15 protein-coding genes, 1 tRNA gene and 1 riboswitch are annotated in these 15,827 nt (G+C 60.5%); of the genes, 4 read left to right on the forward strand and 12 right to left on the reverse strand.

The features are described from left to right. Window positions 1–46: 46 nt before the first annotated feature. Window positions 47–2,080, forward strand: coding sequence for a DNA helicase Rep (rep, locus tag FDY93_RS17880; RefSeq protein ID WP_138237117.1), 2,034 nt, complete (start codon window positions 47–49; stop codon window positions 2,078–2,080). A 270-nt stretch (window positions 2,081–2,350) separates the two neighbouring features. On the opposite strand, the gene FDY93_RS17885 is transcribed toward rep, so the two are convergent. From FDY93_RS17885 to FDY93_RS17900, 4 genes are all read right to left on the reverse strand, one after another. After that, window positions 2,351–2,770 carry a c-type cytochrome gene (locus FDY93_RS17885; protein ID WP_138237118.1) on the reverse strand — a complete coding sequence of 140 codons (420 nt, stop codon included), beginning with the start codon at window positions 2,768–2,770 and terminating at the stop codon, window positions 2,351–2,353. A 150-nt stretch (window positions 2,771–2,920) separates the two neighbouring features. Continuing rightward, window positions 2,921–4,033, reverse strand: a complete 1,113-nt coding sequence (locus tag FDY93_RS17890; RefSeq protein ID WP_138237166.1) for a purine nucleoside permease — start codon at window positions 4,031–4,033, stop codon at window positions 2,921–2,923. Between the two features lie 30 nt (window positions 4,034–4,063). Further along, a complete protein-coding gene (locus FDY93_RS17895) occupies window positions 4,064–5,539 on the reverse strand; it encodes an adenosine deaminase family protein (RefSeq protein ID WP_138237119.1) in 1,476 nt (491 codons plus the stop codon). Window positions 5,540–5,633: 94 nt separating this feature from the next. Further along, the gene (locus tag FDY93_RS17900) at window positions 5,634–7,859 is read right to left on the reverse strand and encodes a TonB-dependent receptor (RefSeq protein WP_138237120.1); all 2,226 of its coding nucleotides are present in this window, start codon (window positions 7,857–7,859) and stop codon (window positions 5,634–5,636) included. A 119-nt stretch (window positions 7,860–7,978) separates the two neighbouring features. Here FDY93_RS17900 and FDY93_RS17905 point away from each other — a divergent pair, with 119 nt between their 5' ends. Continuing rightward, window positions 7,979–8,170: a hypothetical protein gene (locus FDY93_RS17905; protein ID WP_138237121.1), complete on the forward strand. Its 192-nt coding sequence runs from the start codon at window positions 7,979–7,981 to the stop codon at window positions 8,168–8,170. 321 nt (window positions 8,171–8,491) lie between these two features. Next, window positions 8,492–8,568 (forward strand) — tRNA-Arg (locus FDY93_RS17910). Between the two features lie 240 nt (window positions 8,569–8,808). On the opposite strand, the gene dkgB is transcribed toward FDY93_RS17910, so the two are convergent. Both dkgB and FDY93_RS17920 read right to left on the reverse strand, forming a co-directional pair. Beyond that, window positions 8,809–9,615, reverse strand: a complete 807-nt coding sequence (dkgB, locus tag FDY93_RS17915) for a 2,5-didehydrogluconate reductase DkgB (protein WP_138237122.1) — start codon at window positions 9,613–9,615, stop codon at window positions 8,809–8,811. 70 nt (window positions 9,616–9,685) lie between these two features. Further along, window positions 9,686–10,885 carry an MFS transporter gene (locus tag FDY93_RS17920; protein ID WP_138237123.1) on the reverse strand — a complete coding sequence of 400 codons (1,200 nt, stop codon included), beginning with the start codon at window positions 10,883–10,885 and terminating at the stop codon, window positions 9,686–9,688. Between the two features lie 91 nt (window positions 10,886–10,976). Between FDY93_RS17920 and FDY93_RS17925 the strand changes: the two genes are divergently transcribed. Further along, window positions 10,977–11,864, forward strand: a complete 888-nt coding sequence (locus FDY93_RS17925) for a LysR family transcriptional regulator (protein WP_138237124.1) — start codon at window positions 10,977–10,979, stop codon at window positions 11,862–11,864. An 89-nt stretch (window positions 11,865–11,953) separates the two neighbouring features. On the opposite strand, the gene FDY93_RS17930 is transcribed toward FDY93_RS17925, so the two are convergent. The 6 genes from FDY93_RS17930 to moaA all read right to left on the reverse strand — a co-directional run bounded on the left by FDY93_RS17930 (window position 11,954) and on the right by moaA (window position 15,616). Next, on the reverse strand, window positions 11,954–12,718 hold the full coding sequence (locus tag FDY93_RS17930; protein WP_138237125.1) for a HesA/MoeB/ThiF family protein: 765 nt from the start codon (window positions 12,716–12,718) through the stop codon (window positions 11,954–11,956). A 28-nt stretch (window positions 12,719–12,746) separates the two neighbouring features. Then, entirely contained in the window at window positions 12,747–13,202 is a 456-nt protein-coding gene (gene moaE / locus FDY93_RS17935) for a molybdopterin synthase catalytic subunit MoaE (protein WP_138237126.1), read from the reverse strand. Between the two features lie 6 nt (window positions 13,203–13,208). Next, window positions 13,209–13,454: a MoaD/ThiS family protein gene (locus FDY93_RS17940; RefSeq protein ID WP_138237127.1), complete on the reverse strand. Its 246-nt coding sequence runs from the start codon at window positions 13,452–13,454 to the stop codon at window positions 13,209–13,211. After that, the gene (gene moaC / locus FDY93_RS17945; protein ID WP_138237128.1) at window positions 13,447–13,938 is read right to left on the reverse strand and encodes a cyclic pyranopterin monophosphate synthase MoaC; all 492 of its coding nucleotides are present in this window, start codon (window positions 13,936–13,938) and stop codon (window positions 13,447–13,449) included. The genes FDY93_RS17940 and moaC overlap by 8 nt, the downstream gene beginning before the upstream one ends. 4 nt (window positions 13,939–13,942) lie before the next feature. Beyond that, window positions 13,943–14,485, reverse strand: a complete 543-nt coding sequence (gene moaB, locus FDY93_RS17950) for a molybdenum cofactor biosynthesis protein B (RefSeq protein WP_138237129.1) — start codon at window positions 14,483–14,485, stop codon at window positions 13,943–13,945. A gap of 153 nt (window positions 14,486–14,638) precedes the next feature. Next, window positions 14,639–15,616 (reverse strand): GTP 3',8-cyclase MoaA, encoded by a 978-nt coding sequence (gene moaA, locus FDY93_RS17955; RefSeq protein WP_138237130.1) that lies wholly within the window; start codon window positions 15,614–15,616, stop codon window positions 14,639–14,641. Further along, window positions 15,605–15,743, reverse strand: a riboswitch (molybdenum cofactor riboswitch). It overlaps the preceding gene by 12 nt. Between the last annotated feature and the right edge of the window lie 84 nt (window positions 15,744–15,827).

Raw genomic sequence — 15,827 nt, forward strand, 5'->3', positions numbered from 1 at the left:
CGCACCTTCACGTTGTTTCAGTCGCTGCCAACTCCGCTGTACCCCTATGACCAAACTCAATCCGCGCCAGGCGGAAGCTGTCAAATACGTCGATGGACCCTGCCTGGTACTGGCCGGCGCCGGTTCCGGCAAGACCAGTGTGATTACGCGCAAAATCGCCTATCTGATCGAAGAGTGCGGCTATCAGGCGCGAAATATCGCGGCACTGACCTTCACCAACAAGGCCGCGCGGGAGATGAAAGAGCGCGTCGGCAAGCTGATCGTGGGCCCGGACGGCAAGAAGTCCAAGGCCTCCCACGGCCTCACCGTGTCCACCTTCCACAACCTGGGCCTGAACATCCTGCGCAAGGAGCACCGCGCCGCCGGCTTCAAACCCGGCTTCTCCATTTTCGACGCCGAGGACGCCCGCGGCCTGATCAAGGAGCTGATGCTGCGCGACGGCGATCTGGACACCGACCTGCTGGACCGGGTGCAGAACCAGATCTCCAACTGGAAGAACGACATGCTCACCCCGCGCAAGGCGCTGGAACTGGCGCAGAGTCCCGGGGAGCAGGCGATGGCGGTGGCCTACGGGCGCTACTGCGAGGCACTCAAGGCCTACAATTCCGTCGACTTCGACGACCTGATCCTGATCCCGGTGCAGCTGTTCGAATCCGATCCGGAGCTGCTGTACCGCTGGCAGCGCAAGATCCGCTACCTGCTGGTGGACGAGTACCAGGACACCAACAGCTCCCAGTACCTGATGGTGAAACTGCTGGTGGGCAGCCGCGGCGGCCTCACCGTGGTGGGCGACGACGACCAGTCCATCTACGCCTGGCGCGGCGCGCGCCCGGAGAACATGAGCCAGCTCAAACAGGACTACCCAAACCTGCGCCTGATCAAGCTCGAACAGAACTACCGCTCCACCAGCCGCATCCTCAAGGTGGCCAACCACCTGATCGCCCACAACCCGCACGAATTCGACAAGGCGCTGTGGTCCGACAAGGGCCTCGGCGACGAAATCCGCGTGCTCAAGACCACCAACGAGAACGAGGAAGCGGAGCGCGTCGCCAACGAGATCTTCCTGCAGAAGGCCCGCCGCGGCGCCAAGTTTATGGACTTCGCGGTGCTGTACCGCGGCAACCATCAGGCGCGACTTATCGAAATGAAGCTGCAGGAAAACCAAATTCCGTATCAAATGTCCGGCGGCACCAGCTTCTTCGCCCGCGCGGAGATCAAGGACGTGATGGCCTACCTGCGTCTGTTAGTAAACCCGGACGACGACAACGCCTTCCTGCGCATCATCAACACCCCGCGCCGCCAGATCGGCACCAGCAGCCTGGAGGCACTCGGCAACTACGCCAAGGGCCGCGAGGTGTCGATGCTGCAGGCGTGTACCGAGATCGGCTTCAAGGAGCACATCACCGAGCAGGGCTACGAGCGCCTGAACCGCTTCGCCCACTGGCTGCAGGGTGTCGCCCGCAATTGCGTCGACAACAACCCGGAAACCGCCCTGCGCGAAATGCTCGACGACATCGACTACGCCGGCTGGCTGTCGCAGAACGCCAGCAGCGAGAAGGTCGCCGAGAAACGCATGGAGAACGTCTACTGGCTGCTGGACAGCCTGATGAAAACCATGGAGGGCACCGACGACGAGCTGGAGCAGGATGTGCGCCTGGAACAGGCCATCTCCAAGCTGATCCTGCGCGATATGCTCGACCGCCAGGAGGAAGAGGAAGCCACCGACAAGGTCAGCCTGATGACCCTGCACGCGGCCAAAGGCCTGGAGTTCCCCCATGTATTCATGATCGGCATGGAGGAAAACCTGCTGCCGCACCGCAACAGCATCGAGGACGACAATATTCAGGAAGAGCGCCGCCTCACCTATGTGGGCATCACCCGCGCCCAGCGCACCCTGACCATGACCCTGGCGGGCAAGCGCAAGATGTTCGGCGAGAACCAGGACACCACCCCCAGCCGCTTCCTCGACGAACTGCCGCAGGAAGACTGCGTGTTCGAGGGATTTGGCAAGGCGACGCCGGAGCAGAACCAGGCCAAGGGGGCGGAGACGTTGGGGTCGCTGCTGAGTATGTTTGACTAAACGGCAGGGCCGAAGGCGCCGTGAATACCTGGAGCGGCCGGAACGCTGTTTAGCACAGCCGAAGGCCGCCCGAAGGGCGAGGTGATGCGGCACACCGACCATGGATGGCCCGAGTGACTATCTCCGCCATGCCGGACTCGATCCGGCATCCAGCCCCACTGGGCACCGGCCCGCGCCGGTGTGACGGGCGAGAGAGAAATCCAGCACAATCCAGAAACAAAAAAGGCCGCTCACTGAGCGGCCTTTTTATTCTCGACGGTAAGCGATCGCTTACTTGCTGTTTTCCACCATATGGTCAACGGCCGCTTTTACCTCGTCGTCGGAGCAGGTCATACACAGACCTTTCGCCGGCATCGCGTTGAAACCGTTCAGCGCGTGGGTGTAGAGCGTATCCATACCCTTGGCAATACGCGGACCCCAGGCGCCGGCGTCGCCGAACTTGGGTGCACCCGCCGCGCCGGTCGCGTGACAGGCGGCGCAGTGGCCGCTGTATACATCAGAACCGCTGCGGGCACCGCCGGAAGAGGCCGCTGCCGCGGGCGCTGCCGCCGCACACTCATCGCCCTTCATGCAGGTCTGACCAGCAGGCGCAATGCGCTCGGCGATCTGTTCATCCACAGACTGGGCCACAGCCATGGCCGCGCCAGCCGCTACGGCCAGGGCCGCCACGAAATTCAAAACTACTCTCATCCAATCCCCCTGAAGGCCCAAGCCGGCCCGTAGATTTCGGCGCAATCGCCACAAACCTCTGTCAAACAGCCGCGCATTATAAGCATAGCGCCGGCCCCTGCGAAGGCCTGTGCCACATCCGCTTGCCCCGGTGGGGGGAAATCGGGCAAGTCAGTGGGCGTTTGCGGCGTAGGGCATCTGGTCCCGATAGGTATCCCAGTCGTTCACCAGGGTATCCACCACGCGGCTGCCCACGCGGTAGGCGCTCTCCAGTGACAGCTGCAGGCCGGCGTAGTCCTCGCCCTCGCTGAGCAGGCTTTCCGCTGCGGTCATTCCCGGGTGCGGCACGGTAAAGTTGCTGGCGGTGCGCAGGACCATCAGGCGGTTGTAGTCCGCCCTGCCGGCGCGGTCGAGGTAGGCCAGGGATTGAGCGGTGCCGGTGTCCTCCATCGCCGAGGAAACAAAGCTGCCCTGCCCCTCGCTCCAGTAGTCCACCCACTGGTTCGCCCAGCGGTTCAGGTGGTCACCGTGCCAGAAAGTCATACCCGCCAGATTGTCGCCCTTCAGCACAAACGGTTTGCGCTGCGCGTTGGGGAAGTCGGTGAGCTTTTTGCGATTCTCGGCGATGGTCTCGTCATCCCCCAGATCGATATCCTTGGTAAGCTGAAATGCCCATTCGGTCAGCTGGCCGTTGATGCGGAACACCTCCCCCTGATTCGGCGGGCGTTTCTCCGGGTAGGGGCCCTTGCTGAACAGTGGAAAAATGCCGGTGGACCAGTCTTCCGGCAGTTCGCGACTGTCGATTTCGTGCATCAGATCGCCGTCCACCAGCCACTCCGCCCAGGCAGCGGAACCAATAGAGGCATCCGCCGGATCGAAACCGGAGATACCGGCCACCAGCCAATAGGCCTTGCGGAGATCAAAGCGCGGATCCAGGCCCAGCGCCATCACCGCCGAGGAGGATTTATTGGTACCCATGCCGGTCACCATACCCAGCACGCCGGTTTCCGGATTCAGGAACAGGTCGTGGTGGGATTGCGGGAACGGAAAGCGCTGACTCAACTTCTGGCGCTCCTTCCAGAGCTGGAATTCGCCGGCGGTATCCCCCTCGTCTTCACCGATTTCAAACATGTTCACCACCACGACTTTCACCGGAATCGGCAAAGACGATTGGCTACTCTGGTTTTCCGCGGGCGTTTCGGCCTTTTTTTCACAGCCTGCCAACACCAGCAGCGAAAACAGTGCAGAGGACAGCGTTCGTTTACAGAGCGAATGTTTCAACATCATTTTTCTCTCGGGTTCTCGTCAATAATTTCAATTGGCGGCCATGACCGGTGTGGAGAATTCACAGAGCTTGTAGTGCTTGCAGATAAAGCCGTGACTGCGCGGTACCACGTCATCGAGTGCTGCGGAGCCGTGGCGCTGGAAGCGCTTCTTGAACTGTTCCAGCCGAGTCTCATAGTCCTGTAACAGTGCGCGCTTGGTTTCGTCGTCGGCAAAACTGTGTTGCAGGGAGTTGCGGGCCAGGGAGGTCAATTCCTCCCACGACAGGTTGAACTCTTTGACGGCAACAAAATATTCATCGGTCATATTGGAATCCCACATGCCGCGGTCATCGGTGGACAGCGCCACCGGAATGCCCATGCGCAGGTATTCCGGGAAGGGGTGCTGGCTGTAGTCATCCACATAGTCCAGCAGCAGGTTACTGATCAGGTTGATCTCCACCAGATAGTCGCTGTTGCGCATCAGCAGCATGGTGTCCGGGTCGCTAATCAGGTTTACCCCATGGCCGATCCGCGAAGCGCCCAACAACAGCGTATCGCGCACATGGTGATTGGGTTCATCCACTTCGCCGGCGTGAATCGCCAGCGGGATGCCCGGAATATCCCGGCGCAACTTGCGCAGGGTGGGCAGGAAACGCAGCGGGTAGCCTTTGTCGTTGTCCTCGCGGCCGACCATGTTGATTCCCACAAACAGGTCGCGATTTTTATTCACAAAGCGGTAAATCCATTCCAGGTCTTCCTCGGCGTTGCCGATAAATCGCAACAGGTAATACTGCATGCGCGCAGTCACGCCGGTGGCTACGGCATCGGACTGCGCCAGCCGTTTGCGGAAAATATCCGCCACCTCGTCCGGGGTAAACGCGCTGCCGTCGGGGCGGGTATAAAAGCGGGTCCCTTCCATGGTCTCGAGATAGCTGAGACCCTCGCGGGCGAAGGCCTGCATATTTTTCACCAGCATCTCGGCATTGATGTACGGGTTGCGGCCGAGATCGTTGAGGCGCTGCCAGTGGGTCTGGAAAAATTCCTCGCGTCCCTCGTGCTTTTTATCCAGGCGCAGACTGTTCATCCAGGCAGTTTTTTCCCCTGGATCCAGCGCGTCGATTTTTTTGTACTCGCCTTTTTCGCAATCGGAAAGTGCTTGATAACTGGAGGCCTGCAGATTGCGGAAATACATAAGATAGGGGGCCATGCCGAACATGTCGTGGCCGTAGCCGGCGCAGTTGTCGATGCGCACGCGGGTGTAGTATTCGTAGCCGCCGTTCAGTTTTTTATTGGTGGCCAGCTGGTACCACCATTCGCTGAAGTTGGAGCCGGTCAGGTGATTGTGCAGGTCTCCACCCTTCGGCAATGCGTAGAGAAAACGGTAGAGATCGCGGTCGTCGGCGGAGGCCTTGAACGCCTCGAACCATTGTTCAGCCGCGCCGGCGGATGGACTCACAATGCCCGCCAGCAGGCTCGCGCAGATACCCAGTGTGCGGAAGATGGCAGGCTTGAATCGCTTGGCCATGGTAACGATAAAACTCCAGCTGCAGAAACAGGATTAACCCGGAAAACACGCCCAGAAAAGAGTGTACCGGGTGAATGTGGCAATTGAATGCGAATCAGAAATTCTTGCGGAATTCCACCCCGAGGACACGCGGGTCGTTGACGAAGCCGGTCAGATTATTGAAATCGATCTGACCCTTGATGTTTTCCTCGTCGGTAATGTTGCGCCCGAACAACGCCATCTCGTAATCGCCGACAAAGCTGGTGTACCCCAGGCGCAGCCCTCCCTCAAACTGGTTGTCAATGGTGTACTCCTCGGCGGTATACAGCGCCAGGTGAGTTTCCCCCTGATAGGCCCAGTCGGTGAACAGAAATATTTCACCTTCGCTGCCCACCGGCAGGCTGTAGCGCAGGGTAAAATTGAACACGCTCTCCGGCGCGGACTGGAAAGGATTGCCGTCGATCATGGCGAGGCCGTCAACCGGCACCGGATCGGTAACGGTACACTGGCCGGACCCACAGTAGGCTGTGGTAAGGCCGGCATCCTGGATTTCGGTATCCGCGAAGCCGGCACCGGCGGTAAGCAGCAGATTGTCCGTCGCCACCCACTCCAGATCTACCTCAAAGCCCTTGCCCACGCCCTTGTTCGCATTCAGCAGACGATTGAAGTTGCCGCCGCCACCAACGGCGGTCAACTGGATATCGTCAATCTGGTAGTAAAACACCGCGACATTGAGGCGCAGAGTATCTTCCAGCAGGTCCGCCTTGTAACCCACTTCAAAGGACGTGATGGTTTCCGAGTCGGCGATGGATGGGCTGCCCTCGAAAGCCACATCGCGTGCCTGGATGGACTGGGCGCGGAAGCCTTCCGCGATACGGCCATAGACACTGGATTCGTCATTGAGAACATAGTTCAGGCTGGCCTCCCAGCTCAGCTGGCCATCGTCGATCTCCACCGGCTCGTAGTCCTGGATACTGGCGGCATCGATGACCAGGGCAAACCCGTCGACGTTCTGCTCACCGACCACCAGCGACTTTTCGTCGTAGGTGTAGCGCAGGCCCAGGGTGCCGGTGAGCGCATCGCTGAAATCGTAGGAGGTCTGGCCGAACAGCGCCCAGGAGGTGTTGCCGTGACGGACGGTGGTAGCGCCGTAGAAACCATCGATGCTGGTCACATCCAGGTCGGAGTCGTAATAGAAACCACCCAGCTGCCACCGCAGCGGATCATTGGTATTGCTGGCGAGACGAATTTCCTGAGTGAGCTGGGAGACATCCGCCCGGTCTTCGGTAACCGCATCAAACGGAATAAAGCCGGGGCCGTCGCCTGCCACACCGCCGTCGATATCGCCTTTGCTGGAGCCGTCGGCACGCTCGTAGGCGGAGATACTGGTCAGCAGCACGTCGCCCAGGTCCCACTCCAGCTTCAGGGAGGAGCCGGCGCTTTGGTATTTCTGCGGGTTGTTGTCGCCGCTGTCGAAGTACACCGAATCGCGGTCGAAATTTTCGTTGAGTTCACCCTGGGCACCCTGTTCATAGATATTTGCGCGGAATACGCTGGCGGTGCCGTCGAGATCGCGCTGGTGCACATTCAGCAGCGCGGAGAAGTTGTCCGCCGGGGTCCACAGCAACTGCCCACGCGCAGCCAGTTCGGTAAAGCCGCCCATCGCATCGTCTTCACCGGTGTAGCTGTTATCGATCCAGTCGCCGCGCTCCTGCCGCAGTACCGAGATACGCCCTGCCAGTTTGTCTTCCACCAGCGCGCCGCCAAAGGCGCCCTCGATATTCGCGGTGCCCAGTTCCCCTGCCGCCACTTTCATATAGCCGTCGCCTTCCCAGGTGGGCCTGCGGCTATCGAACTTGATCACACCAGCGGTGGTATTGCGGCCGAACAGCGTACCCTGGGGACCGCGCACCACCTCCACCTGCTCTACATCGAAAATCGGGAAACTTTTCAGCACCACGTTTTCCTGCACCACGTCATCGAAGATGATCGAAACCGGTTGTGACGCGGCGAGATCGAAATCCGCGTTGCCCAGCCCGCGAATATAGAACCGTGGCGCGGCGCGGCCGTTGGAAGACTCGGCATAGAGATTCGGCACCAGCGCCGCCAGCGCGAGAATGTCGTCGCCCGCGGTAAACATGCTGTCAAAGCGCTCCCCGGACAGGGCGGCGACGGAAATCGGCACCTCCTGCAACCCCTCGACGCGGCGCTGGGCCGTCACGGTGACTTCTTCCAGTACCGCCGCTTTGCGTCTTGCCTCACCCTCGGCAGCGATGGCCACAGCGGGCAGGTTTGCGGCAATGGCGGTTGCGATAAGGGTGTGAGTGAAGGCCTTGCTCATTTGTCAGATTCCTTAGCACCGCACCCGCGGCTGACAGGTCTGCCGGCCAGTGGTCTTCGGTGGTCGTTATGGTTGCTGGTGTGTTTCCGTAAATCCTTGCACCATAAAGAGCAACGACCGTGCCAATCATTAACCGTCCGGTCAGGTTTTTCTCAGGAATCCTGACCGCCCATTTGCCTGCCGCAACCACACAGGATCACCCCGATTGCAATTTCACTGACATGTGCGATGGTGATTTCATCATTTTCGCGGCGGTTGCTGGTCAACAGCACCACTATCTGGCCGCGCCTTGGGTTTCCGCACCGTTTTAACTCAAAGATATTGCCCGTTCCGGGGTGCCCTCTATTTGTGCGGCTAAAATCCACTCCGGTACTGTCCTCCTGGCGCAGCAACAGGCCGCGCCGCCCGCAGTTCAGCCCCGAGCAGACCCCAAACGCCTCCACACGCGACGGCTAACCCCGCGACAGATGACGCCCGACTTGCGACGTATTCGACACTCCGCCGCCGGCACTCCGATCATCCCGCCACCTCCCACAAACAGCCGGATGGCCGGACACTGAAATCCGGCCTTTGCCCCGCCCCCCGGCTTCTGTATAATCCGCGTCCGCGCTGGCTGTCCCGCCGCGCGTTTTCCGCCCGTAGCTCAGCTGGATAGAGCGTTGCCCTCCGGAGGCAAAGGTCAGAGGTTCGAATCCTCTCGGGCGGGCCATATATAAAAAGGCCACCCAACGGGTGGCCTTTTTATATATCGTCCCTTGTCCGCGGGTTTCGACCAAATCCCAGGTTCGACTCGCGGGCGCAAAGCGCCGGAGAGCAGCGAGCCCAAAGGGCGAAGCTAATCCTCTCGGGCCACTAGGCAAAGGCCACCTCCGGGTGGCCTTTGCTGTTTATTGCGTTTATGTCCGTTTATGGCCCGCGTAGTATCACACCACCAAGCTCCGCGCCGGACTCAATCATCCCACGCCGGGGCAAACCCGGGATTCACCAGCCGCTCGCCCCGCTCCAGCGCATCTATTTGCCGCAGTTCTGCCGGCGTCAGCTGCAAAGACTGTGCAGCGAGATTGCTGGCCAGGTGCGTCCGGTTGGTTGACGAGGGAATAGTGACAATGCCCCGGGCCAGGCTCCAGGCAAGCACGACTTCCGCAATGCCGACTCGGTGGCTCCCGGCAATCTGTCCCAGAGTTTCATCATTGAGTACCTTGCCATAGGCCAGTGGCATATAGCCGGTGACGGCAATACCACGTTGGCGACAGCACTCAACCACTCGACGATTCTGGAAATAGGGATGTATTTCCACCTGATTGGTCGCGATTGCGCCCTCGCCCAGGACCGCGACCGCTTCCTCTACTTGTGTCGTGGTGAAGTTGGATACACCAATGGCCCGCGCGAGGCCGGATGTTTTTGTGTCCGCCAATCGCTTCAGATAGTCGGCCATCGGCGGCCCCTGCTCTCCCGCCGGCCAGTGAATCAGCAACAGGTCCACATAGTCGGTGTGCAGCTTTTGCAGGCTTTCACGCACACTGTCGAGAAAGCGATCCTCGCCGAGGTTTTCCAGCCACACCTTGGTGGTCAGGAAAATTTCCGCGCGCGGTATACCGCTGCCGGCAATCGCCCTGCCTACATCCGCTTCATTGCCGTATATCTGGGCGGTATCTATATGGCGGTATCCCAGTTCCAGTCCCATCCTGACCGATTGCTCGGCCTGTTCACCTTCGAGCCGGAAGGTGCCAAGTCCAAATTCGGGTATCTGTGCCATGGTTTTTTCTACTCCGTTCAAGCTGATTCAAATTCAGTCATCATTTTTAACGTGTTGTTATCGCAGTTGCTTATCCGCGATTACCACCAGCCGCCAACGCCGTGCGGTCTGCGTCACGGCGATCCAGCAGACCGGACAGGCGCGTCAGCGCCAGCGCGAGCAGCACGATCAACGCGCCGATCCAGGGGGTATCCATAAGCTGGCGATGCTCGATCACCGCACCGCCGAGCACGGCGCCGATGGCAATGCCAATATTGAACGCGGCGATATTCAGGCCCGATGCCACATCCACCGCCTGCGGTGCGTGTTTCTCGGCCAGCTGCACCACATACACCTGCAGCCCAGGCACGTTGCCAAACGCAAAGGCACCCCAGACCAGCACCGTCAGCACCGCCGCCAGCGGATAGCCCGCGGTGAAGGTAAACAGGGTGAGAATCGCGGCCAGTGCGGTGAAAATGATACTGAGCGCCGCCACCGGACCGCGGCGATCCGCCAGTTTGCCGCCCCAGATATTCCCCACCGCGACGGACACGCCGTACACCAGCATGATCAGCCCGACCGCCACCGGGGCGAAACCGCTGACCTGTTCAAGGATCGGCGCGAGGTAGGTGAATGCGGTAAATGTACCCCCGTAGCCGAGCGCGGTCATGGCATAAACCAGCAGCAGGCGCGGTTCGGTCAACACCGCCAGTTGCTGTTTGACGCTGGCCGGCGTGGATTGCCTGAGATTGGCCGGCACCAGCAGCGCACTGCCCACCAGCGCGATCAATCCCAGCGCAGACACGATCAGGAAAGTGGCGCGCCAGCCGAAGTGCTGCCCGATCCAGGTACCGAGCGGCACGCCGGTAACCAGCGCCACCGTGAGTCCGGTGAACATCAGAGCAATGGCACCGGCCTCTTTGTCTTTGCTCACCAGACTCGTGGCAATGGTAGAGCCGATGGCGAAAAACACGCCATGTGCCAGTCCGGTCACGACGCGCGCGGCAATCAGCGAACCATAGCCCGGGGCCAGCCAGGCCAGCAGATTACCCAGGGTAAACAGGCCCATTACGCTCAGCAGGACCGCCTTGCGGTTCCAGCGCCCGGTCAACGCCGTGAGCACAGGTGCGCCCACGGCGACACCAAGGGCATACAGACTGACCAGTAACCCCGCTGAAGGCAGGGACACCGCCAGGTCATGGGCGATGGTTGGCACAAGTCCGACTATCACGAATTCCGTTGTGCCAATGGCGAAGGCGCTGAGCGCCAGTGCCAGTAATGCAAGGGGCATATCAATCACTCCGCAGGTTTCTGTTGCGGCGGAGTATGGCGATGGCTACCTTTCACAAAAACAGTGGCAAACACAAAAGAATTTTGCAGATATGACAATAGTCTCGCGCACCGAAGACCTGGAAATCCTGCTGGCGGTTGTAGATACCGGCGGGTTCTCCGCCGCAGCCAGGTTGCTGGATATCCAGGTAGCCCGGGTATCTCGCGCGGTAACCCGCCTGGAGTCCGAGCTGGGAGCCACGCTGCTGAACCGCACCACGCGGCGGGTGGAGCTGACCGAGGAAGGACAGAGTTTCGTCGCGACCATTCGCGATGGCCTGCAGCTGTTGGCCTCCGCCGAGGAAAATCTGCGTGTGCAACATCGCCGCCCCGCTGGCCGTTTGCGGGTAGACGCCGCCACGCCGTTCCTGCTGCACCAGCTGGTGCCGCTGGTACCGGCATTTCGCGCGGCCTACCCGGAAATCCGGCTGGAGCTAATTGCCAACGAACAGATCATCGATCTGATCGAACGGCGCACCGATCTGGCTATTCGCATTGGTACGCTGGAAGATTCCAATCTGCACGCGCGCTTGCTGGGGCGCAGCCCGTTACACCTGGTCGCGAGCCCGGCGTATCTCGAGCAAGCGGGCACGCCGCTGCACATCGCAGATCTCGAGCAGCATACGTTGATCGGATTTGCCGACGCCGCGCACCTCAACATTCTGCCGTTTCGCCAACCGCAGCCATTTCAGCCACAAATCGCGTCCAGCAGCGGGGAAGCCATACGGCAACTGGCACTCGCCGGTCAGGGCATCGCCCTGCTGTCGAATTTCATGGTTCGCCAGGACATTGCGCATGGGCATCTGGTCAGTGTGCTTGGCGAAGCGCTGCAGAGCCCGAACCCGCGCGAGCCGGTGCAGGCGGTTTACTATCGAAGCGGTGCCGTTTCGCCGCGGATTGCGGCCTTTCTCGAATTCCTCGGTGGGCGGTTGCAACTTTGAGCCGGCCCGCCGCCCTCACTCATGCGGGTCCGCAGCAGCGTATGAACCACTATATGAACCACTAGTCGTGCATGCGGAAAGCTGTGCGCTCAACGCGCTATCGCCATAGGCTCCGCACAACCTGCACATCGTTCCTTCCCAAGCGAGAGGCGGCGCCAGTCGAGCGTTTCCGCCTCGAAAACTTGCAGGGTATCCAGGCTGCCAAGTGGCAGGCCCGCCAATAACTTGATCGCTTCAAGTGACTGAGCACTACCGACAATTCCCAGTGCAGGTCCAATAACACCTGATGTCTCACAGTTATCCACTCGTTCCTGTTCAGTATCCGGAAAAAAACAGGTGTAGCATGGTGAACCCTTTCGACGAAAATCAAAGCTTACCAACTGACCCGAAAAGCCCTGCACTGAGGCCATGATCACGGGTACCGCCATCTCCCTGCAGACCCGATTAATACTCTGGCGAATTCGCTGGTTATCGGTACAGTCCAGTACCAGATCCACGCGAGACGCGTGTTCTGAAAGCCAGGCCTCGCTTGCCTTTTTTACATAAGGCAGTATCCGGATATGTGGGTTCACGGCCCCCAATTGCTGGGCGGCAACCAGCGCCTTAGGCTTGTGAATGTGGTTTGATTTGTACAGGATCTGGCGCTGTAAATTCGACAGCGCCAACGTATCTCCATCGACCAGATGCAGTTCACCAATACCTGCTGAAGCGAGATATAGCGCGGCCGGACAACCCAGGCCTCCCAGCCCCACTACCATCACCCGGGCACTGGCAAGCTTCTCTTGGGCCGCTTCGCCCATTTGCGGCAACATGATCTGGCGACTGTAGCGGATACGATCTTTATGACTGATCACGTAGTTTTCCCATCGAAAATTCACATTGCTATCGGGCCCACTTTTCCAGCTCCCGTCGGTCGCTGTCGCGGGCGGCCACCCAGGTGTCGCCGGTCTCGCCGGATTCCAGCTTCCAGAAGGGGGCCTCCGTCTTGAGGCGATCCATAATGTATTGGCAGGCAGCGAACGCCGCCTGGCGGTGGGGGCTGGTTACTCCCACGAATACGATATCCTCCTCCACGGCCATGGCGCCGACACGGTGCAGCAGGCGCACCCGGCCCAGTTCCCAGCGGGTGCGTGCGTCACTGACGATGCGCTGCAGGCTTTTTTCGGTCATGCCCGGATAGTGTTCCAGCGCCAGGCCGCTGACACCGACCCCGGCATTGAAGTCGCGCACCGAACCAACAAACAGGGCGCTGGCTCCGTCGCTGCGGTTGTTCGCGCGCAGTGCCGCATACTCATCGCCCACCGCAAAGGGCGCCGTGCGGACGTCAATAAAATCCATCGCCTCTCAACCTCCGGTGACCGGCGGGAAAAATGCGACTTCATCGCCATCGGTAATCCGGGTAGTCGCCGCGGCGATCTCCTGGTTGACCGCCGCCTGAATATCGGCAGCTTGCAGCGGCGCCTGCCAGTCAGGGAACAGCTCACCGAGACGGTTGCGCAACTCGGCCACGCTGCCGGAAAAATCTTCCAAACAGTGCTCGGCCGTGCCCAGGCGCGCGCGCAGGCTGGCAAAAAACAGAACCTTAACCATGTGTCACCTCATCACAGTGCCAGTGCCCCCGTTTGCCGCCGGATTTTTCCACCAGGCGGGTGGGGCCGATCTCCATTGCCGGGTCCACGGCCTTGCACATGTCGTAGACGGTCAGTGCCGCCACCGCGGCGGCAGTCAGTGCTTCCATTTCCACCCCGGTACGGCCGGCAAGGCGACAGTAGCTAAAAATGTGCACGCAGTGCTTCTCGGGCAACAATTCAAATTCCACGTCCACTTTGGTCAGTGCCAGCGGGTGGCACAGCGGAATCAGCTCAGAGGTTTTCTTCGCCGCCTGGATACCGGCAATGCGCGCCACTGACAGTGCATCGCCTTTCCTGTTGCTGCCGGTCACCAGCAGCTCGAACGCTTCGGCACTCATGTGCACGGCACTTTCGGCGCGGGCACTGCGTTCGCTTATGGCTTTATCCGTGACGTCCACCATGTTTGCCTCACCGCGCTCGTTGAGATGGGTCAACCGGCTCATCCCATCACTCCCGGGATTCGCAGGCTGGCTGCGCCGCGCGGATATGCGGCACGAAATTACAGGGGCGGTGACGCGAGTCCAGCTGCTGGAGCAGGATGCCTTCCCAGGCAGTGCGACAGGCGCCGGTAGAGCCGGGCATACAGCAGATCAGGGTGTGGTTGGCCAACCCGGCGAGTGCGCGCGATTGCACCGTGGAACTGCCGATCTCGCCGAATGAAATATGCCGGAACAGTTCGCCGAACCCCTCCACGGTTTTGTCGAACAGTGGCAGCAGTGCCTCCGGGGTGGAGTCGCGATCGGTAAACCCGGTGCCGCCGGTGACCAGCACCACCTGGATCTGCGGCTCGGCGATCCAGCGCGAGATCACCGCGCGCAGCTGGTACACATCGTCGGGGGCGATCAGTTTTTCCATCAGCCGGTGGCCCGCGTGCTGCAGCGCATCCACCAGATAGGCGCCGGAGGTGTCGTTGTCGCTGGTGCGGGTGTCGGACACGGTCAACACCGCGATATTGAGGGGCTCGAAAGTTTGTTCAGCGTGTCCAGCCATAATGCGTCCGTCCGTTCAGTCTGATTCAGGTAAAAGTTGTTGCGGGTAGTTCGCCGCGTATTCGGCGGGGGTATTCATGTTGCTGAAGCTCTGCGCACGCACAGGCATCGTCAGCTGGCGCGCGCCACAACTGGTGAACTGCCGGGACACCGTTCAGCCTCCCAGCATCGCCAGGTTGCGGGTGGCACCGGTAAAGCCGCTGGCCAGCTGGTGACTGGCATTCTTGCCACACACGGCGGCGCGGATCTGCTCCGCCAGCGCCTGGTGATCGCCGCCGCCGATGGCATCGCGCAGATCGATGCCCTGCTCTGCAAACAGGCACAGGTGCAGCGCGCCCTGGGCAGACATGCGCAGCCGGTTGCAACTGACACAGAAATCTTTGCTATAGGGCATGATCAGGCCAATGCGACCGGCATAGTCCGGATGGGCGTATTCTTTCGCCGGCCCGGCATCGCGGGGACGCACCACCTGCTCCCAGCCGGTGCGCAGCAGCAGCTTTTCGATATCGCTGCCGGCTACATGGTTGCTGGCAAAGAAATCGCGGTTGTCGCCGGTGCGCATCAGCTCGATAAAGCGAAGGCTCACCGGTGTGACCCGGATCCACTCGAGAAAGTGATTGAACTCGGCGAAGTTGTGCTCGCGCAGTAACACCGCATTGACTTTGGTGGGAATGCCCAGTGCCAGCGCGCGGTCGATACCACACAGGATTGTATCCAGCTTGTCGTGGCCGGTAATTGCCCGGAATTGCTGCGGGTCCAGGCTGTCGATACTGACGTTGAGTTGATCCAGCCCGGCGCGCTGCCAGGCGTCGATTTCCATGGGGAGTCTGTAGCCGTTGGTAGTGATGGCCACACGACCGATGCCGTCGACGCTTTTGACGGTTTCGATCAGCTGCTCCAGATCTTTACGCAGCGACGGTTCTCCGCCGGTAAGGCGTACCTTTTCCGTGCCGAGGGAAGCAAAGGCTCCTACCACCGTGCCCACCTCGACAACGCTGAGCGGATTTTCCCGCGCACTCGACTGGCCGCACTGATAGCCATCCGGCAGGCAGTAATTGCAGCGGAAATTGCAGATGTCGGTCACGGACAGGCGCAGGTAGTAGAACCTGCGCCCAAAACTGTCTTGTAACATTAAACGCCTTTCCAGATTCAGGAGGCCGCGCGGTTTCCCGCGCAACCCTGGTGGCCGGTATGGCCACGGTCCCGGCACCCTGCGGCAGTGGCCGTGTAGGTAAAGGGACTCGGTGTTTAAACCGCAGTCAGTGTATCAACACCGTATTATTCCGCTCGGGGCAATGGTGGTACTCCCGGGGGAGGAGTGTATGTCGCGAGCAGGAGAGCCC

This window comes from Microbulbifer harenosus, assembly GCF_005771435.1.
Classification (GTDB): domain Bacteria; phylum Pseudomonadota; class Gammaproteobacteria; order Pseudomonadales; family Cellvibrionaceae; genus Microbulbifer; species Microbulbifer harenosus.